At 62.6% G+C, this 18,494-nt stretch carries 17 protein-coding genes and 2 pseudogenes; 10 read left to right on the top strand and 9 right to left on the bottom strand.

Annotated elements, in window-relative coordinates; all coding sequences use genetic code 11:
• Window positions 1-132: 132 nt before the first annotated feature.
• Entirely contained in the window at window positions 133-1,062 is a 930-nt protein-coding gene (locus IPK59_09140) for a hypothetical protein (GenBank protein MBK8158904.1), read from the top strand.
• Window positions 1,063-1,162: 100 nt separating this feature from the next.
• On the opposite strand, the gene IPK59_09145 is transcribed toward IPK59_09140, so the two are convergent.
• From IPK59_09145 to IPK59_09155, 3 genes are all read right to left on the bottom strand, one after another.
• A complete protein-coding gene (locus IPK59_09145; GenBank protein MBK8158905.1) occupies window positions 1,163-1,708 on the bottom strand; it encodes a hypothetical protein in 546 nt (181 codons plus the stop codon).
• Between the two features lie 310 nt (window positions 1,709-2,018).
• Window positions 2,019-2,396, bottom strand: coding sequence for a response regulator (locus tag IPK59_09150; GenBank protein MBK8158906.1), 378 nt, complete (start codon window positions 2,394-2,396; stop codon window positions 2,019-2,021).
• A gap of 33 nt (window positions 2,397-2,429) precedes the next feature.
• Window positions 2,430-4,691 (bottom strand): hypothetical protein, encoded by a 2,262-nt coding sequence (locus IPK59_09155; GenBank protein MBK8158907.1) that lies wholly within the window; start codon window positions 4,689-4,691, stop codon window positions 2,430-2,432.
• A gap of 393 nt (window positions 4,692-5,084) precedes the next feature.
• Between IPK59_09155 and IPK59_09160 the strand changes: the two genes are divergently transcribed.
• Window positions 5,085-7,061 (top strand): PAS-domain containing protein, encoded by a 1,977-nt coding sequence (locus IPK59_09160; protein MBK8158908.1) that lies wholly within the window; start codon window positions 5,085-5,087, stop codon window positions 7,059-7,061.
• A 97-nt stretch (window positions 7,062-7,158) separates the two neighbouring features.
• On the opposite strand, the pseudogene IPK59_09165 reads toward IPK59_09160, so the two are convergent.
• A pseudogene (locus tag IPK59_09165) lies at window positions 7,159-7,813 on the bottom strand (DUF1013 domain-containing protein).
• A gap of 205 nt (window positions 7,814-8,018) precedes the next feature.
• Window positions 8,019-8,996, bottom strand: a complete 978-nt coding sequence (locus IPK59_09170) for an NAD(P)H-quinone oxidoreductase (protein MBK8158909.1) — start codon at window positions 8,994-8,996, stop codon at window positions 8,019-8,021.
• 121 nt (window positions 8,997-9,117) lie between these two features.
• Between IPK59_09170 and IPK59_09175 the strand changes: the two genes are divergently transcribed.
• A complete protein-coding gene (locus IPK59_09175) occupies window positions 9,118-9,300 on the top strand; it encodes a DUF1192 domain-containing protein (GenBank protein ID MBK8158910.1) in 183 nt (60 codons plus the stop codon).
• Window positions 9,301-9,746: 446 nt separating this feature from the next.
• On the opposite strand, the gene IPK59_09180 is transcribed toward IPK59_09175, so the two are convergent.
• The gene (locus tag IPK59_09180; protein MBK8158911.1) at window positions 9,747-10,208 is read right to left on the bottom strand and encodes an Hsp20 family protein; all 462 of its coding nucleotides are present in this window, start codon (window positions 10,206-10,208) and stop codon (window positions 9,747-9,749) included.
• 283 nt (window positions 10,209-10,491) lie between these two features.
• Between IPK59_09180 and IPK59_09185 the strand changes: the two genes are divergently transcribed.
• Window positions 10,492-10,941 carry a DUF1465 family protein gene (locus tag IPK59_09185; GenBank protein MBK8158912.1) on the top strand — a complete coding sequence of 150 codons (450 nt, stop codon included), beginning with the start codon at window positions 10,492-10,494 and terminating at the stop codon, window positions 10,939-10,941.
• A 9-nt stretch (window positions 10,942-10,950) separates the two neighbouring features.
• Here IPK59_09185 and IPK59_09190 read toward each other — a convergent pair whose 3' ends face one another.
• Together IPK59_09190 and IPK59_09195 are read right to left on the bottom strand one after the other, a co-directional pair.
• On the bottom strand, window positions 10,951-12,288 hold the full coding sequence (locus IPK59_09190) for a two-component sensor histidine kinase (GenBank protein ID MBK8158913.1): 1,338 nt from the start codon (window positions 12,286-12,288) through the stop codon (window positions 10,951-10,953).
• Entirely contained in the window at window positions 12,285-12,944 is a 660-nt protein-coding gene (locus IPK59_09195) for a response regulator transcription factor (GenBank protein MBK8158914.1), read from the bottom strand. Before IPK59_09195 ends, IPK59_09190 begins: the two co-directional genes overlap by 4 nt.
• Before the next feature lie 141 nt (window positions 12,945-13,085).
• On the opposite strand from IPK59_09195, the gene IPK59_09200 reads away from it, so the two are divergent.
• From IPK59_09200 to IPK59_09215, 4 genes are all read left to right on the top strand, one after another.
• On the top strand, window positions 13,086-13,361 hold the full coding sequence (locus IPK59_09200; GenBank protein MBK8158915.1) for a PepSY domain-containing protein: 276 nt from the start codon (window positions 13,086-13,088) through the stop codon (window positions 13,359-13,361).
• Window positions 13,362-13,372: 11 nt separating this feature from the next.
• Window positions 13,373-13,930, top strand: coding sequence for a cytochrome b/b6 domain-containing protein (locus tag IPK59_09205; protein MBK8158916.1), 558 nt, complete (start codon window positions 13,373-13,375; stop codon window positions 13,928-13,930).
• A 234-nt stretch (window positions 13,931-14,164) separates the two neighbouring features.
• Window positions 14,165-15,151, top strand: coding sequence for a TerC family protein (locus tag IPK59_09210; protein MBK8158917.1), 987 nt, complete (start codon window positions 14,165-14,167; stop codon window positions 15,149-15,151).
• Window positions 15,152-15,159: 8 nt separating this feature from the next.
• Complete coding sequence (locus IPK59_09215; GenBank protein ID MBK8158918.1) at window positions 15,160-15,780, top strand: carbonic anhydrase; 621 nt, start codon at window positions 15,160-15,162, stop codon at window positions 15,778-15,780.
• Window positions 15,781-15,882: 102 nt separating this feature from the next.
• Here IPK59_09215 and rpmE read toward each other — a convergent pair whose 3' ends face one another.
• Window positions 15,883-16,116 (bottom strand): 50S ribosomal protein L31, encoded by a 234-nt coding sequence (gene rpmE / locus IPK59_09220; GenBank protein MBK8158919.1) that lies wholly within the window; start codon window positions 16,114-16,116, stop codon window positions 15,883-15,885.
• Between the two features lie 213 nt (window positions 16,117-16,329).
• On the opposite strand from rpmE, the gene cyaY reads away from it, so the two are divergent.
• Both cyaY and IPK59_09230 read left to right on the top strand, forming a co-directional pair.
• The gene (cyaY, locus tag IPK59_09225) at window positions 16,330-16,677 is read left to right on the top strand and encodes an iron donor protein CyaY (GenBank protein ID MBK8158920.1); all 348 of its coding nucleotides are present in this window, start codon (window positions 16,330-16,332) and stop codon (window positions 16,675-16,677) included.
• Window positions 16,678-16,683: 6 nt separating this feature from the next.
• A pseudogene (locus IPK59_09230) lies at window positions 16,684-18,490 on the top strand (ATP-binding cassette domain-containing protein).
• Window positions 18,491-18,494: the final 4 nt, after the last annotated feature.

Consider the following 18,494-nt stretch of genomic DNA (forward strand, 5'->3'; position numbering starts at 1 on the left):
AACTGTCTGGTAATTTTTTCCCTCGGCGCGCGCCTTGACCTCCGGTCCGGCCGGCGCCAGGCACCTAACATCCTCGCGATAAAGGTCGCAGACAGGGCGCTCACGGCAACTCTCAGGCGAGGGGTGACGGCGATGACGACCGCGTATGATTTCGACCCATATCCCATCCATCCGGAGCCGCGGCTCTGGTCGCTCTATCAAGTGTGGCGCAGCAAGGGTGCCACCGGCCTCCCCACCGCGCGCGATCTCGACCGCGTGTCGCTTGCCAGATGGCGCAGCAACCTCATGCTGATCCGCTTCAACGGCGCCGTCACCGAGTACGAGATCGAGTGGGAAGGCCCGGGCCTGCAGCAGTATTACGGCACGCCACGCGCGGGGGGCGGGGTCGAGACGCTGACCGCGAGCCGCGAGCGCGATCTCCTCATCGAGCAATATGGCGCGGTGCTCACGACCAGGCGGCCGGCCTATTTCGACACAGCCTTCACCAACAGCAACGGCGTCTTTGCGCACCAGACCAAGCTCATCCTGCCGCTCTCGGCCGAGCCCGATCTTGTCGACCGGCGGCAGGCACACCGTGGGCAGATCGACGGACGCCAGATCCACCGGGTCCTGGTTGGTCTCTATTTCCGCGGCATGAACAATGTCGTCGACATCGTCGACCGGCTGAACGATCTGTCTGACCAGTTCGCCTGCCCCAAGGATGCCCCGGCACTGATCAAGCGCCGCCAGGCGACCGTCACCGCCAGGCGCGATCTCCTCAGCGCGCAATTGCACGGCGCCGAGAAGCGCAGTTCCGATCTCGGCCAGCCGCACATCGCCGCCAAGCTCAGAACCACGCTCTTCATTGTCTCCGACATGCTGCGGCTCGAAGCCCGCATGATCGAGGCTGGTCCCTCATGGCCCTGGGACGAGACGCGCGACGATTTGGCCTCGCTCTTCGATTTCGGCCTCTGCGACGTGATCCGCGCCGATCTTGGCCAGACCCACGATGCCGCCCTGCTCTCTGAGGTGCTGGCAGCCCTAGAAGCGTACCGGGACGCGCTGCTGGCGCTGGAGAAGTGAGGCGTGGAGCGGGGCCTTACGCCTCAGGGCTTCGGCACGCGCTTCTTAAGTCAACACTGAAGTAAGAACAGGCCGGTCGGGCGGGTCTGCGCGCGTGAAATCAGCAGCCGGGCGGAATGCAGAACCCGTCTCTGTCGCGGGTTTCCTCCGTCTCGCGCGGGAAGAGCTTGACGACGATGCTGCGCAGGTACTGCTTGAAGCGCGGATCCTCCGGCCCGGTGATGCCGTCGACCGAGCCGACCAGATAGGTAAGGGCCGACCCTGTGCCCCGGCAGTAGGCAGCCGTCACCGCGATGTGGCCGCCGCCCTTCCCCGTACGACCGGGGGCCGTGCAGGCATGCTCTACATTCATCGCCGAGATGCCGAAGGCGAAGTGGATGACATAGGGGCTGGCCTCGCTCTGCTGCACGCCCGGCGGTTGGATGGCCTCATTGACGAGGCGATTGAAGTCTTCCTGCGGCATGTCGAACGGATTGCCGCTGACATCGGCTAGCAGCGCCTTGGTATAGGGAACTCTGGCATATTGCAGCGGCGCGTAGCCGGACCCCACATGAACATAATCAACCCGCCCCGGCGTGCAGGCGGCCAGCAAGGCGATGCAGGCCGACGCCGATGCTAGGTTTCGAATGCTGGCTATCGTTGCCATCCGTGTCTTCGTTGGCTCAAGCATCTGCGTAATCAGGGCCAGAGCTTATTTCTTGGACCACAGCCTATTCTACGGGTGACCAAGGACAATCGGCGCGCATTTGTTGCCACGCAGGCTCGCATGCAACGGCCGGCCGCGAAGGAGGAACCGTCCAGATGCACCATGCCCCAGGCAGAGCGCCATCTAGGCGATGGCCAGGTCCGATGAAAAGAAAACCGGTCCAACACAGTCTCTTCGTGACCCTGTTTTTTGGTGAAGGATTGCAGGTAGCGTCGCCAGTTCCCGGGCGACGGTGCTCCCTGCGACCCGCTCACGCCGCAGATTTGGCCAGCAGGCGATCGACCACCGCCAGCAAATCAGCCTTTTCAAATGGCTTCTGGAGGAAGGCGTCGGCGTTTACTTTGGCGGCCAGCAAGGCGGCCTCGGCAGATACGCCGGCACCACCGCCGGACATCGCGATGACGGGCGGACGGTTCGGCATCGCGAGGACTCCGACCAGAACTTCGGTGCCGTCGACGCCAGGCATCAGCATGTCGGTAATGACCAGCTCGAATGTCGCCTGTTTCAACTGGGCGATGCCCTGTTCGCCATTCGCCGCGATGACCACGGTGTGCCCGGCCCGGCGCAGCATGCTGCTGATGGCGAGCTGCACGCCTGCCATGTCCTCGACAACTAGAATATTCGCCATATCGGCCTCCTTGGATGATCTATGGGCGCGCGCTCAGGCCCCCGGTTTAAAATTCAGCCTGGCCAGCACCTGGCCCATATAGGTCAGCTGTTCGTGGCTGAGCGGCAATTGCAACTGCGCAATGCCGTTCGACGCCTCGACGAAGCGGGCGCGCAGCACCCGTTCGATACTTTCGATCCTGAGTTCCAGCAGCGAACCTGGCGATACCGACAGCGATCCGGCGAATGTCGCGAGGCCCGGCGAGAGCTTGACGACCTTGCCGGAGGTAGATTTGCCGTTCTCAGTTACCGACGCCGAAAGATTGACATCGTAGCTTTGCATCTCCTGCCCGTCGGCGAGGTTGCGCAGGGCACTAAGGAAGTCTTTCACCTCACCGCTGAGGGTTTCTGACTCGGATGAAAGTGTCTGCGCGGTACTCTTCACCTGGGCCGCACTCGCACTGTTTTCACTGACGGCACCGCTGACCCGCTCCATGCTGTTGGCCACGCTAGCGGTGCTCGCCGACACCTGATCGACGCTGCGCGCGATTTCCTGAGTCGCCGATCCTTGCTCCACCACGGCCGATGCGATGGAAACGGCAATCTCGTTGACCTGCCGGACCGTGCCGGTGATGCCCTGAATGGCGTCAGCGGTGCTGGCCGTCGCCGATTGGATTGCCGCGATATGCCCGCCGATCTCGTCGGTTGCTGCGGCGGTTTGGGTGGCCAATGTCTTCACTTCGGACGCAACCACGGCAAAGCCCCGGCCCGCCTCGCCGGCCCTGGCCGCTTCGATCGTGGCATTGAGCGCCAACAGATTGGTCTGGCCGGCAATGTTATTGATGAGTTCAACTACCTTCCCGATTTTCTGAGCGGCATCGCGCAGTTCATCGACCTTCTGGACGACATCCTCAGATTGCTGCATCGCCGCGGAGGATATGCGCGACGATTCACTGGCCTGCCTACCGATCTCATCGATCGAGGCCGACAGTTCCTGCGAGGCGGAGGCAACTGTCTGCACGGTCTGGGATGTTTGCCCCACTTCAACCAGCACAAGTTGCGCCTGGGCACTGGTATCCCCGGCCGAGTTCTGCAGCGCGTCGGACGTTCGCGCCATGTCGGCCGACGCCGCTGCCAGCGTATCGAACGTGCCCGATACGCTGCGCCCGAAAAAGCCGACGAGTTGATCGACTTCCTCCTGCCGCCGCGCCTTCAAGGCCCGCTGCTCGACCTCACGTGCTTCCAGGTTGAGCTTGTCGACAGCGTTCTGCCTGAAGATCAGCACGGCTTCCGTCATCGCGCCGATCTCGTCGCGGCGATTGCTGCGCGGTATCTCGACGGCAAGATCGCCCTTGGTGAGGAGTCCCATGATGGAAGTGAGTTGGTCGAGTGGCCCAACCACACCCTTCTGGATGGCCACCAGGATGAAGACAACGGCCACGATGAAGAGCACACCGGCAAACGCAAGATTGATCATGAGCGTAGTTCTAAGCCCCGAAATGCGGACATCCAGCAACCGGATTAGTTCAGCCTGTCCTGCCTCGCCAAGCGTGGTGAGGACGTCCAGTGCCGGCGCGATCTGGCCGCGCGCCTGCGCCGCGGCCGAACGGTCATCGAGCGCTGCCTTACGTAACACCGCCATGATCTCCTGGGTGGTCACTTCCATCTTCTGCTTGTCATCGGCAAGCTCGGTGGCGACCTGTGGATTGGCCGCGAACGCCACCGCCAGCGACCCAGCCAGCCCATCGAGAACGGGCGCGAAGCTGCCCGCCTGGACCAGGAATTCCGACTGCTCCTCCGGCATCAATGTTGCTTTGCCGGCGAAGCTGGCCGTCAGGGCGGCAAGCCCATAGAACCGGTCGAGCGCGTCCGGTACCTTGAAGGCAACTGCATCCATCATGTAGAAGGAATCGAGATCCGGATCCAGCGTGAGGTTGGAGCCATCGGTCACTTTCGAGATGACAGAGCGGAGGGCGCTGCGGACGGCTTGGCGTTCGGGGTCGGGCTCGGCCTTCAGCGCGGCGACAGCGGCCGCCGCGACCCCGCCACTGCTCATGCCTTCGCCAAATTCAAGTTCCGCCGCAGCGATCCGATCGGCCAGTTCGGCATTCGGCAATTTGGCATCTTCGCGCAGGATGGCATCCTGAATTTCCCGCAGCGCAACGATGTATTTGGCGCCGCTCAGTTCCTTCTGTGCGAAATTGATGCTGGCGAAGCTGTTGCTGATCACGACGTAGAACAGGAACAGCAACGGCAGCAGGAACAGCCCGTAAGCGATGAACAGCTTCGATCGTGTGCGTAGATCGCCTAGTTTCATTTTTGGAAGTCCTTTACCGAGGTATCATTCGTCTTGGGCGTGCTGTGCGTACGCACACGAAGATTGGAGATGCTAGGGAACCCACACCCTCAGGCTACGCGCAAAATGTTAACAAGATGTTTGCGCGCGATTGCATCACAGTTGAGGTCCTAGGAATAAAATAGCTCTTCAGGTTCTTCATGCGCTGGTTTTTCCGCGTATAGCCGACCATGTGAGTCTAGATTTTCTGCCCTACGCCTTAACGGGTTCGCAACTCAATCGTGAAACCCTTGCAATGTCGTAAGCATGGGTTCGACCTAGATTGATATTTGGAAATTCCAAAATGTCCCTGTGAGGACAGCCTGTATGTTTAGAGTCTTTAACTGCATAGAAGCGCAGCACGACCTTCGCCTTGTGCTCGCCGCCGCCGTGATCTGCTTCCTGGCGTCGTTCACGGCGTTCAGCCTCATTGCGCGCAGTGCTGAGGCGGCGGTCGGCGTGCGAATCTGGTGGAAAGTAGCTGCTTCATTCGCCGTAGGCAGCGGCATCTGGGCCACGCATTTCATCGCCATGCTGGCCTATTCCACGGACATACCGCATCGCTTTAACGCTCCTCTTACTCTTGCCTCCATCCTTGTGGCCATTCTTCTCGCCGGCCTCGGCATCGAACTTTTTGTCAGGCCGGGCCGGCATATGCAGCGTATCGGCGGGGCCACGATCGGTCTCGGTATCGGTGCGATGCATTATATCGGTATGGCAGCCTGGAAAATTCAGGGGACGATCGCGTACGACACCGACTACGTGATGGCATCCCTCCTGTTCGGCATTGTGGGCGGTGGTCTTGCCACCTGGATCGCGTCGACCAGAACGGGCATCAATAGCCGCCTGACCGCCGCGACGATGTTGACTCTGGCGATTTGCGCGATGCACTTCACGGGCATAACGGCCATGAGCTTTACCTATGATCCCACGATGCCGGTGCCTCCGGCGCTGGTTAGTCCGGACGTCCTGGCTGTCGCAGTCTCAACTGTCATACTTCTGATCCTGTCGCTCTGTCTTGGCGGTGCCATCCTCGACGACCAGCTGGCATCCCGTGCAGCGCGGCAGGCCGCGCGCGAAATGGCCAATTTGAAAGCCGAGATTGAGCAACGGAAGGCCGCCCAGGTAGAACTGCAGCATCACCGCGACAATCTGGAGCGCGATGTGGCACTGCGTACCGCAGCCCTCGCGGCCAGCGAAGCGCGCCTCGCCGATGCCATCGAAACTCTGCCAGAGGCCTTTGTGCTGTTTGACGCCGCGGACCGCCTGGTGGTCTGCAACGCCGCCTATCGGGCACTCTCTGAGACGACCACGCTCTATGCCAAGCCGGGCGTCACCTATGAGGAACTCATAGACTTCGCGGTAAAGCTCGGCGATCACGACCTGGAAGGACAGGATACGGTTCTTTGGATGAAGGCGCGGATCGCACAGCGGCGCGCCGTGGGCAGCGAACCGGTCCGGAGCGAACAAACGCGCCCCGACGGCCGATCGTTCGAAATCCATGAGCGCCGCATGGCGGACGGTGGTCTTGTGACCATTCAGACCGATGTTACCGAAACGCGTCGCCGCATCTCATTGGTCGCAGAACGGGATAAGTTGGCTGCCTTGGGACAGCTGGCGGGTGGCGTGGCTCACGAGATCAATAATCTGCTGCAGCCAGCCCTTACCCTGCCCGAACTCGTGCGCGACAGCGTGCCCGCGGATGATCTGGATGCGCAGGAATTTCTCGATGTCATCGTCGACAGCGTGAAGAAGGCACGCGACATCGTGCGCAAGATCCTGCTCTTTGCCCGGAAGGAGGAAGCCAGCCTGCAGACAGCCGACCTCGTCGCCGAAGTAGTAGCCACCCTCAAATTCATCCGCGACCTTCTACCCCCTGGGATCGAGCTCCGCCCCAGGTTCGGCGCAGATGAACAGATGGCCGTGTTCAACAAGACCGAACTCACCCAGGTGTTGAGCAACCTTATCATCAATGCTGCCCATGCGACTGGCGACAAGGGCACGATCGATATCGAGCTGGGGCAAGCACTGCTTTCAGCTGACCAGATACGGACCCTCGGACTTCGCAGGGACGTTCCCTATGCGACGGTCTCGATCACCGACAAGGGCAGCGGCATGAACAAGGCGACACAGATGCGCATCTTCGAACCCTTCTTCACGACTAAGCCGTTGGGCGTGGGGACGGGTCTTGGCCTGTCGGTCGTCCTCGGCATCCTGCGCAGCTGGAACGGCGCCATCGCCGTCGACAGCATGCTCGGCTACGGCACCACATTCACGCTTTACATCCCGCTTCGCGAGATGCCGGCAGCGGAAAGCACGACAATACCTGAAGTCGCTCAACTAGCGCGCTGAACTGCGCGAAAGAAATCACGACATACCGCCAAATGGAAACGGCGCCAAGGTTATCCTGGCACCGTTCTTTAGATCGTGTCGCGTTTCCGCTGGGGACCTACCCCTTGGTCGGGAACAGCGCCGAGAGATCGCCCCAGCGCGATTGGCTGCCCTGGTCGTCGCCGTGATGCTCGGTGTGCTCCTCATGCACTTCGTGGCCCGGCAGCGGGTCGAGGGTCGCGGGCTTGCCGGCGGCCTTGCGGGCCTTGAGGATCGAGGCGTTGAGGTCGGTCTGGGTGCATAGGCCGAGGAGCACCGGATCGCGCGGGCGGAGATTGGCGGCGTTCCAATGGCTGCGGTCGCGGATGGCGGCGATGGTCTGCTTGGTGGTGCCGATGAGGCGCGAGACCTGCGCGTCCGAGAGTTCCGGGTGATGGCGGATGAGCCAGGCCACGGCGTCGGGCTTGTCCTGGCGCTTCGAGACCGGCGTGTAGCGCGGACCCTTGGTGCGGGTGAGGGGCTGCGGGATGTCGGACTTCGCCATCTTCAGATGGGCGCTGGTATCCGCCTCGCAGCGCTTGATCTCCTCGGGCGTCAACTGGCCGTTGCCGATCGGGTCCTGCCCCACGATGCCGACCGCGACCTCGCCATCGGCGATGCCCCTGCACTTCCAGCGGGTGGAGGTTGGTGAAGGCGCCGATCTGCTCGAAGGACAGCGCGGTGTTGTCGATCAGCCAAACGGCGGTGGCTTTGGGCATCAGGATCTGGGTCATGACTACTCCTCTTCGCCAACGGGGCGGCAACCCCGTCGGGCGGTCAAGCAACGACTTGACCAATGTTGGAAAAACGGCCGGGGCGCCGCAGATCGGCGCCGAACACGGCTCTTCACAGAGGCAAATAGCATCCACCCCCCGGACCTGCCAAGGGCAATCTTTCGGCAAGGTGCCGGGCTTGCAGTTAACCGATTGAAAATACGTGCTAAACCGTGAGAACGATCTTGCCGGTATGAGCGCTCGATTCCATCAGGCGATGGGCTTCCGCGGCTTCGGCCAGCGGGAAGGTTTTGTAGATAAGCGGCTTCACCTTGCCGGCCTCCAGCAGCGGCCAGACCTCCGCCTTCAAGGCCTTGGCGATGCCGGCCTTTTGGGCGACCGAGCGGGGCCGCAGGGTGGAGCCGGTGATGGTCTGCCGCTTCACCATGACCTGCGCAAAATTGACCTCGGCCTTGGCGCCCTGCAGGAAGGCGATCATCACCAGCCGCCCATCCATCCCCAGGCACGCCAGGTTCCGGTTGATGTAATCGCCGCCCACCATGTCGAGGATGAGGTCGACGCCCTTTTTGTCGGTGGCAGCGAGCACCTCGGCCACGAAATCCGCCTTGCGGTAATTGATCGCGATATCGGCGCCGAGCTGCTTGCAGGACGCCGCCTTCTCATCGCTGCCAACCGTCGTGATGACGCGCGCGCCGAACTGGTGCGCCAGCTGGATGGCCGTGGTGCCGATGCCGCTCGACCCGCCATGGACCAGGAAGGTCTCGCCGGCTTTGAGACCGCCGCGCTCGAACACATTGGTCCAGACGGTGAAGAAGGTCTCCGGCAGGGCCGCTGCGTGGATCATGTCGAAGCCCTCAGGCACGGGCAGGCATTGCGGCGCGGGTGCCGCGCAATATTCGGCATAGCCACCGCCCGCCACCAGCGCCGCCACCTGTTGGCCCACATGCCAGCCGCTGACGCCAGCCGCGACCGCGACGATCTCGCCCGCCACTTCCAGACCCGGCAGGTCCGAGGCACCCGGCGGTGGTGCATAGCCACCCGTGCGCTGCAGGATGTCGGGCCGGTTGATGCCGGCCGCCGCCACCTTGATCAGGACCTCGTCCGGCCCCAGCTGCGGCAAGGGCCGTTTGGCGGGGCGCAGCACCTCGGGTCCGCCAAAGCTGCTGATCTCGATCGCGGTCATCTCGGTTGGCAAGGTCATGGCGGATCCTTCGTGCTGGGTCACATCCCCTAGCCGCCCGCCATGGCAATTGGCAAGGCCCGCGTCTAGACTTGGCTCTGAGGAACAGCGAAAGACCCCTGCCATGGATACCGACGATCTCGACCCCAAGACCAAACGGCCCAAATTGCGCAATCTAGACCCGATGGGTGTCGAGGAGTTGCAGGCCTATATCGGGGAGCTGAGGCAAGAGATCGCTCGGATCGAGGCGGATATCGCGAAAAAGAAGCAGCATCTTTCGGCCGCGGCCAGCCTCTTCAAGAGCTGAATGCCTGTTCAGGAAAATATCCCCTGAAAACTTGCAAATATCCCCCGAAAACGTGCAAATAAACGTGATTTTGTTAACCGTTTGTTCACGCGAGGGGCCTATTTTGGCAGTCAGGAAGGACCTCGTCCTTCCTCTCCTGGATCTCTCCGATCCAGTTTCATGCCTCCCTGTCTAACTTGCCGCCGGCCTAATTGGCCGGCGGATTTGTTTCTGCACAAATGAATTTTGTGCCGTCTAATCACGACGCAATCGATCAGGTTTAAGAGTTTGCATCACGAATGCGCGCGCTGTGTTACGGCTGCGCGAATCTGGCTTGACGGGTGAAGCTCCCCCTCCTAACTTTCGGCTGCGACAAGTTAGACAGGTCTGAGGCTTTACAAAATTGAGAGGGCCGCAACCGGGAAACCGGTTAGCGGCCCTCCGCTATTTCAGGCTGATGCGATGGATCAGGCAGCCTGGCTGTCGATCACCTTGGGCTGGCTCTTGGCCGCCGTTATCGCAATCGTGCGCGGCTTCATCGCTTCCGGCACTTCGCGCTTCAGGTCGATATGCAGCAGCCCGTTGGCAAGATCCGCCCCGACAACGCGGATATGATCCGCAAGCTCAAAGCGGCGTTCGAACGCGCGCCCGGCGATGCCGCGATGCAGATAGGTCTTGGCCTGTTCGTCCTTGGCCGGCTTGCCAGAGACAAGCAACTGGTTTTCCTGCGCCGTAATGGTCAGTTCGGCTTCGGTGAAGCCGGCCACTGCCATGGTGATGCGATAGGAATCTTCGCTTGCCTGCTCGATATTGTAAGGGGGGTAGGCCAGTTGGGCTTCGTCGACGCGCGCGGCTGAATCCATCAGGCGCGACAGGCGGTCATAACCAACCGACGAACGGAAAAGGGGGGTGAGATCAAAACTACGCATAGCCATATCCTCCGATGAGCAACATGGAACATTGACTGGGCCATCCTTGGGATCGGCCCGGCGAAAATCGGCACCCGCTTGCCGCGGCGTTCCGACAATCCACTAATTGGGTTGTGCGTTTTTGCCCTTCAAGGCCCAATCATCACTTTTTCTTAACTGGTTGGAATGTCTGTTAACGGGTGAGGCCGTACATGCTCAGATAGAAGAGCTGGTCCGGCATTTACTACTCAGAAGAAAGTCCGGACCAGACCAGCAGGCACGCTTTTGACGGAGTTGGCGATCGATGGCCACGATCGAGTTTTATGACCGCACCATGTCGGAGACGATGGGTCTTCTCGTCGATGCGCGCCGCTATCTCAGCGACCGCGCGGAATCCGACACGCGGGGCCTCAGCATCGACCAGGGTTTGGCGAGTTCAGTTGAAACCATGCGCCTTGTTTCGCGTCTGACCGAGGCGCTGGCCTGGCTGCTCACCCATCGCGCCGTCCTGACCGGGGAATTGACGCTGGATGAAGCCCTGTCGCCAGAACGGCGCCTGGGTGGCCACACACTCTGCGGCCGCGACACAACCGATGACATGCGCACCATGCCGCCCGATTTTCAGAAGCTGATGGCGCGCAGCCTCGAACTGTACCAGCGCATCGCCCATCTTGACGCCCAGGTCAGCAAGCGCGTGACTCAACCCGGCGAAAGCGGTTCCTGGCCACCCGAACGCGGCAGCGGACAAGCCTAGGCGCGCTGGTCAATCTACCGCCAGACAGATCACCGCCTCAAATCCATCCACTTCTCCCATCGCCGGCGAATGCAGTTCCAGCTTGCCGCCGGCCTGCCGCATGATCGTATCGGCAATGGCAAGGCCAAGGCCCGAGCCTTGGGCCATGGTGTCGCCACGGGCAAAGCGATCAGTCAGGCGCGGGATGGCGGGAGCAGGCACCACCGCACCCTCATTGACCACGTGGAGGCAATTCGCGTGATCGAGGAACACCCGCACGGGTTTATCGGCAGCGCCATGATTGAGCGCATTGTCGAGCAGGTTCCGCAGCACGATGGCGAAGGCGTCGATATCGATCTGCGCCATCCAGGTTGCGACGTGGGGCGGATCGAGCCGGATGCGTCCGCCGCAGGCCGCGTTGCGGTCGAACTCATCCAGCAGCAAGCGCAGCACTGGCAACAGGTCGACCCGCTCCCCGGTCATGGCGATGCCGCTTTCCGCGCGTGAGAGCTGCAGCATTTTTTCGACCAGATTGCCGAGCCTGCGCAAGGCGGCGATGATCTGTTCGATGCGCTGCCGATGCGGCGAGGGGCCGAGCTCGGCGTTCAACCGCTGCAATTGGGCAAGGGCCGCGGCCACCGGGGTGCGCAGTTCATGGGCGCTGTTGGCGGCGAAAGCCCGCTCGCCGGCCAAGGCCAGCCCCAGGCGCTCCAGCAGCCGGTTGACGTCCTTGACGATCGGCGCCAGCTCGACCGGCATGCCGTCATCAGAAATCATGTCGAGATTGCTGCCGCTGCGGGCGCGGATGGCCTCGCGCATGGTGCGGATCGGGGCAGTCGTGCTGCGGCGGACGGTCCACAAGATGGTGATGCCGGCGAGCGGCAGCAGAAGCAGCATGGGTGCGGCGAGGAAGAACAGGCTGTCCAGCATGGTCTCGGTCCGGTGTGCCGAGACTTCCGTGATCTGGATGGCATAGCCGCTGTCCCCGGCGATTTCGGTATAGAAGCGGCGATCGTCATGATCCACGAAACCGGGCACCAGCGGAACCGGGAACGGGTTCGCCGGCGCATCGTGGGAGCGCAGCACAACGCGGCCGTCGGCATCCCTGATCTGATAAATCAGATATTCTTCATGGCCTGGCACATCATCGCCGATCGGATGACCGCCCTCTTCCTCATGCTCGGCGAGATCGTAGGTTGCCAGCGGCAGCAGGCGCTGCGCGGTTTCCTGGAGGGCGCTGTCCAGGACCTCGTTGATTTCATGCATGGTGGCGATGGTCGAGAGGGCCGCAGCGCCCAGCCAGAGCAGGCCCAGCCCCGCCGTGAGGACCAGCACCAGGCGGCGCGAAATGCTCCAGCGCGCCGTCACGCCTGCCCCAGCCGATAGCCGACACCGCGCACGGTGGTGACGAAATCGCGACCGAGCTTCTTGCGCAGCCGGCTGACATGCACCTCGATCGTGTTGTTCTCGATCTCGGCGCCGAAGGGATAAAGCGCTTCCTCGATCTGCTCCTTGCTGACGAGGGAGTTGGGACGGCGCAGCAATTGATCGAGAATTGCCCATTCGCGGCCGGTGAGCTCAATTCTCTTGCCGTCACGGCTCAGCTGGCGCGACGCCTGGTCGATCTCGATTGCGCCGAAACGCTGGATCGGACTGGGATTGCCGGTATAGCGACGCGCCACCGCGGCGACGCGCGCCTTCAACTCGTCGAGGTCGAAGGGCTTCACCAGATAGTCGTCGGCACCGGCATTCAAGCCGTCGATACGGTCGCGGATCTGGTCTCGCGCGGTGAGGATGATGACCGGCCTTGTATCGCCGCGCCGTCGCCGCGCCCGCAGGAAATCGAGGCCCGACGCGTCGGGCAGATGCAGGTCGAGCAGGACCAGGCCGTAATCAACGGCACGCAACGCGGCATCCGCGTCATCCAGTCGCAGCACCCGATCGACGGCGTGGCCGCCATCGGTGACATGTTCCTGGACCGCCTGCCCCAGGCTGGGCTCATCTTCGATCAACAGGACACGCATTCGCCTCACTCCATCGGAAGGCCGCATCTTCGAGTGGCGAGCTTACGGCAAGCTTAAGAAATATCTTGTGTGCCTTCAGTCTGGCTTCAGTTTGACGGGTCATGGTGCCGCTCGTCAGCAACTCATCCAACGAGGTTACACATGAACCGCAAGCTTCTCACCAATGTTCTCTTCGCCGGCCTGGTCGCCACGGTCCTTGGCGCCGGCTCGGCCGCCGCGGCCGATCTGTGCAGCGTGCCCGAGGCCGAATGGCAGCCGAAGGAAGCGCTCGAGAAGAAGCTCGAGGCCGAAGGCTGGAAGATCAAGAAAGTGAAGATCGACGAAGGCTGCTACGAAGTCTATGGCACCGATGCCAGCGGCGCGCGGATGGAAAGCTACTTCGATCCGAAGACCCTCACCGTCGTCAAGTCGAAGTAAGGACGCAGATCATGGCGGCGACGGTCAGGGCCACGACGGTCAGGGTTTGGGATCCCATGGTACGGATCTTCCATTGGTGTCTGGTAGCCAGCTTTGCGATTGCCTGGCTCAGCGCCGATGAATGGGACGATCTCCACATATGGGCCGGATACGCGGCAGCAGCGCTGATCGCCTTCCGGCTCGCCTGGGGAGTGATGGGCACGCGTTACGCCCGTTTTGCCCAGTTCGTTCGGTCGCCCGGCACCGTCGCCGCCTATCTGCGCGATATCCTCACCGGACGGGAGCGCCGCTATCTCGGCCACAACCCGGCCGGCGGCCTGATGATCCTGGCGCTCATCGGCTGCATGGCGGCCCTCTGCCTCACGGGCTGGCTCTACACCACCGATGCCTTCTGGGGTGTCGAATGGGTCGAGGAAACCCATGAGGCCCTGGCCAATGCCCTCCTCGGCCTGGTCGGGCTCCACGTGGCCGGCGTCATCATCGCCGGCTTCCGCCACCGGGAAAATCTGGTGCGGGCCATGGTCACGGGTCGCAAGCGCGCTCCTGAGCCGCAGGACGTCGTCGCCTGAGGTCCCATTCACGACAATCCAGCTGAAAAAAAGTGCTGGGGAGGGGTTGCAACGCCACCGGGCGGCTACTACTTCTCCCCAGCGGGCCGGGCCCCTCTGACGATGTCGCTTACGACGTCGTGATGTCGGACCGCATCGGGTGAGCTCGATGCCGGGTCCGGAACGTCCTCCCAGAAGACGTCCAGATGATCGCTGTGCCGCGAGCTGCCCCTCATACTTATTTTGGGGAGCATCATGGATTTTCTGATCGGAACACTTTTCCTCGGCCAGCCGCTCTGGATGTGGCTCGGGTTCATCGGCATCGTGGTCGCCCTGCTGGCCTTCGATCTCGGCGTCCTGCACCGGGACAATCACGAAATCGGCGCGCGCGAGAGCCTCGCTTTGTCGGCCGTCTACATTGCCCTGGGTCTCGGCTTCGGCGGTTTCGTCTGGGCGCAACTGGGACCACAGGCCGGTGTCGAATATCTGACCGGTTTCGTTGTCGAAAAAAGCCTCGCACTCGACAATGTCTTCGTCATCGCCCTCATCTTCACCTACTTCGCTATACCGCGGCAGTATCAACACCGCGTCCTGTTCTGGGGCATCCTCGGCGCCATCATCCTGCGCGCGATCATGATCGGTTTCGGCGCCACTTTGGTCAGTGAGTTCCACTGGGTGCTCTATATCTTCGCCGCCTTCCTCATCGCCACGGGTGTCAAGATGCTGTGGCTGGGCGACAAGGAATCGGATCTGGCCGACAATGCGGTCGTGAAGTTCATGCGCCGGAAGTTCAAGGTGACTGAGCAGCTCCACGGGCAGAACTTCTTCGTGCGGCAGGCCGACCAGAAGACCGGGCGGATTGTTACCTATGTGACACCCCTGTTCATGGCCCTGGTGCTGATCGAGATCGCCGACGTGATCTTCGCGGTGGATTCGGTGCCGGCGATCTTCGCCATCACCACCGATCCCTATCTGGTCTACACCTCGAACATCTTCGCGATCCTGGGTCTGCGGGCGCTCTATTTCGCTCTGGCGGCGATCCTGCATCGCTTCGCCTACCTCAAACAGGCGCTGGCCATTCTACTGGTCTTCATCGGGTCGAAGATCTTCGTGGCCGACCTCCTTGGGTGGGAGAAGTTCCCGGCCTCCTGGTCGCTGGGGGTCACCTTCGCCATCCTGGCGGCCGGTGTGCTCTATTCGCTGTGGCGGACGCGACCCACCAAATCCGGCATCATTTCGTGAGGATCGATATGGACCGACTGATCTCTGGCTATCGCCGTTTCCGCACCGAAACCTGGCCCGCCGAGCGAGACCGTTACCAGGCGCTGGCCAAGCGCGGTCAGCGACCGGAAACGCTGGTCATCGCCTGCTCCGATTCCCGGGTCGATCCGCAGACCGTGTTCGGCACGGGCCCCGGCGAGCTGTTCGTCGTGCGCAACGTGGCGGGGCTGGTACCGCCCTACCTGCCCGATGCCGGCTATCATGGCACCAGCGCCGCCCTTGAGTTCGGTGTCCGCGTCTTGAAGGTGGCGCGCATCGTCGTGCTGGGCCACGCGCGCTGCGGCGGAGTGCAGGCCATCGTCGAGGGGGCACCCGCGGAAGCACAGGATTTTGTCGTCCCCTGGATGGGCATTGCCAAATCCGCCCTCGACGCAGCGGCGCATCGTCATGGCCATGAAGAAGAGGGGCATTCGCGGCTCGACCTGTGCGAGGCCGAAGTGGTGCGCGTGTCGCTGGCCAATCTCCTGACCTTCCCCTGGATCAAATCAGGGGTGGCGGGGGGGCAGCTCGCCCTTCACGGCTTCCGCTTTGACATCCATACCGGGACACTCGCCCGGGTCACAGCGGATGGCTTCGAGCCGGTGGTCTGAGGCCGCCCCTCTGCCCGTCATCCAGGGCTGATGCCATTCCCGAACGCAAACGGCCGCCCCGAGGGGCGGCCGTTTTCGAACCTTGCGGCATGAAATGCCGTCTTAGTCGTTGTTGTTCTTGAGACCGATGCCGGCGAAGCGCTTGTTGAACTTCGCGAGCTGGCCGCCGGAATCCAGGAGGCGATGAACGCCGGTCCAGGCCGGATGCGACTTGGGATCGATATCGAGGTTGAGCGTGTCGCCCTCTTTGCCCCAGGTCGAGCGGGTCTTGAACTTGGTGCCGTCGGTCATGACGACATTGATCTCGTGGTAGTTCGGATGAATGTTGGCCTTCATGGCGAAAACTCCTAGTCGATACCCATGGGAATGAACCCTTGGGGTAGACCCTTGGGCGAATTTGGCCGGTTTATAACCAAGGGGGCCCCATATGGCAAGCAGGGATATGGTCGCTGGGTCGCCCCGGATTATGGTTAACGACACGCTGACAATAGCCATTGCGGCCCCGTCCCGGGGCGGTTATTCCAGGGCCGACCACAGAAAGTATGCCGCATGGACGATTCCGACTTCGACCGCCTGGCCACAAGAACCCTCCAGCGCCTGACCCGGGCCATCGAGGATGCGATGGAGGATGTGCTGGACGATATCGAGCTGCAGGGCCCGGTCCTGACCATCAAGCTCGAAGACGGCGGCACCTATGTCGTCAACAAGCATGGTGCCAATCAGGAAATCTGGCTGTCCAGCCCGAAGAGCGGTGCGGCCCATTTCAAGCCGGACCCGGCCAGCGGCGCCTGGCTGCCGACGCGCGGCGGCGAGCCACTCCACGACCGGCTGGAGACTGAACTGGCCGCTGTCCTGGGGCAGCCCCTGGGCCTCCCCGCCCTCATCAGCGCGGCCTGACACGCCATGGCGCGCGGTGCACCTCTCCCAGACCGGCCGATCTCGCGCGAATATCGGCGCCTCAGCGACCTCTTGCGCTTCGTCGCCCCCTATCGCCTGCGCGTCGTGGGCGGCACCATCGCCCTGCTGGTCTCGGCGAGCACGGTCCTCGCTTTGGGCAGCGGCATGCGCTATCTGGTCGACCGCGGCTTTGGCCTCGGCGATCCGCATATCCTCGATCAAACGGTGCTGGCGCTGTTCGGCGTCACCGTGATCCTGGCGCTTTCCACCTATGCCCGCTTCTATTTCGTGACCTGGGTGGGCGAGCGCGTGGTGGCCGACATCCGCAAGGCGGTTTTCGACCATATCGTGTCCTTGAGCCCCGGCTTCTTCGAAGTGACGCGCACCGGCGAGGTCATCTCGCGCCTCACCACCGACACCACCTTGCTGCAGACCGTGGTCGGCTCCTCTGCCTCGATCGCCTTGCGCAACACGATCATGATGGTGGGCGCCACGGTGATGCTGTTCATCACCAGCCCCAAGCTCACCGGCCTCGTCTTCCTGGTGGTGCCCTTCGTGGTGGCGCCGATCATCATCTATGGCCGCAAGGTACGCGTGCTGTCGCGCCTCTCCCAGGACAAGATCGCCGAGGTCTCGGCCGATGCCAGTGAATCGCTCTATGGCATCCGCACGGTCCAGGCCTTCGCCCATGAGGTCGAAGAGCGCAAGCGCTTCGGTGGCCGGGTGGAGGAGGCGTTCGACGCCGCCACACAGCGGGTCCGTGCCCGTGCCTTCCTCACCGGCCTCGTCATCCTGCTCATCTTCGGCGCCATCAGCATCGTGCTGTGGATCGGTGGCGCCGATGTGCTGGCGGGCGATATCTCCGCGGGCCAGCTCTCAGCCTTCGTCTTCTACGCCATCGTGGTGGCGGGATCGCTCGGCGCGATCACCGAGGTGATCGGCGATCTGCAGCGGGCGGCGGGCGCCATGGAGCGGATCATCGAGCTCCTCAACACGAGGCCGATCATCTCGGCGCCGGCCTTGCCGAAGCACCTCCCGCAGCCCCTCACCCGCCGCGTCAAGTTCGACCATGTGACCTTCTATTATCCGTCGCGGCCGGAGACCAAGGCGCTCGACGATTTCAACCTCGAGATTGCCCCCGGCGAGACGGTCGCCATCGTCGGCCCGTCCGGCGCCGGCAAGACCACCATCATGCAATTGCTGATGCGTTTTTATGATGCCGACGACGGCGCCATCTCAGTCGACGGCATCGACATCCGCGATGTGGTGCCGGAAGCCTTGCGCGCCACCATGGGATTGGTGCCGCAGGACCCGGTGATCTTCTCCTCCTCCGCCGCCGAGAACATCCGCTACGGCAAGCCAGACGCCGATGACGCAGCCATCCGCAAGGCCGCCGATGCGGCCCATGCCAGCGAATTCCTCGATCGGCTGCCACAAGGCTTCGACACGCATCTCGGCGAACGCGGCGTGCGCCTTTCCGGCGGCCAGCGGCAGCGCATCGCCATCGCGCGCGCCGTGCTGCGCAATCCGGTCCTGCTGCTGCTCGACGAGGCGACCTCGGCCCTGGATGCCGAGAGCGAGAAATTGGTGCAGGCAGCGCTCGACAAATTGATGGTCGGCCGCACCACGCTGGTGATCGCCCACCGCCTGGCGACCGTGTTGAAGGCCGACCGCATCGTGGTGCTCGACAAAGGGCCGCATCGACGCCATCGGGACCCATGCCGAGCTCATCCGCCAGGGCGGGCTCTATGCGCGCCTCGCGGAACTGCAATTCGACCAGCCGGCCAGCGCCAAGCCTGTGGCAGCGGCGTGACATC

The organism is Rhodospirillaceae bacterium (assembly GCA_016712715.1).
Lineage (GTDB): Bacteria > Pseudomonadota > Alphaproteobacteria > Dongiales > Dongiaceae > Dongia.

Coding starts and splice junctions, on each gene's coding strand:
- IPK59_09215 (MBK8158918.1), top strand. CDS start 15,160: ATGGACCGACTGATCTCTGGCTATCGCCGTTTCCGCACCGAAACCTGG.
- IPK59_09175 (MBK8158910.1), top strand. CDS start 9,118: ATGGATACCGACGATCTCGACCCCAAGACCAAACGGCCCAAATTGCGC.
- IPK59_09145 (MBK8158905.1), bottom strand. CDS start 1,708: ATGGCAACGATAGCCAGCATTCGAAACCTAGCATCGGCGTCGGCCTGC.
- IPK59_09200 (MBK8158915.1), top strand. CDS start 13,086: ATGAACCGCAAGCTTCTCACCAATGTTCTCTTCGCCGGCCTGGTCGCC.
- IPK59_09180 (MBK8158911.1), bottom strand. CDS start 10,208: ATGCGTAGTTTTGATCTCACCCCCCTTTTCCGTTCGTCGGTTGGTTAT.
- IPK59_09170 (MBK8158909.1), bottom strand. CDS start 8,996: ATGACCGCGATCGAGATCAGCAGCTTTGGCGGACCCGAGGTGCTGCGC.
- cyaY (MBK8158920.1), top strand. CDS start 16,330: ATGGACGATTCCGACTTCGACCGCCTGGCCACAAGAACCCTCCAGCGC.
- IPK59_09205 (MBK8158916.1), top strand. CDS start 13,373: ATGGCGGCGACGGTCAGGGCCACGACGGTCAGGGTTTGGGATCCCATG.
- rpmE (MBK8158919.1), bottom strand. CDS start 16,116: ATGAAGGCCAACATTCATCCGAACTACCACGAGATCAATGTCGTCATG.
- IPK59_09140 (MBK8158904.1), top strand. CDS start 133: ATGACGACCGCGTATGATTTCGACCCATATCCCATCCATCCGGAGCCG.
- IPK59_09210 (MBK8158917.1), top strand. CDS start 14,165: ATGGATTTTCTGATCGGAACACTTTTCCTCGGCCAGCCGCTCTGGATG.
- IPK59_09150 (MBK8158906.1), bottom strand. CDS start 2,396: ATGGCGAATATTCTAGTTGTCGAGGACATGGCAGGCGTGCAGCTCGCC.
- IPK59_09195 (MBK8158914.1), bottom strand. CDS start 12,944: ATGCGTGTCCTGTTGATCGAAGATGAGCCCAGCCTGGGGCAGGCGGTC.
- IPK59_09185 (MBK8158912.1), top strand. CDS start 10,492: ATGGCCACGATCGAGTTTTATGACCGCACCATGTCGGAGACGATGGGT.
- IPK59_09155 (MBK8158907.1), bottom strand. CDS start 4,691: ATGAAACTAGGCGATCTACGCACACGATCGAAGCTGTTCATCGCTTAC.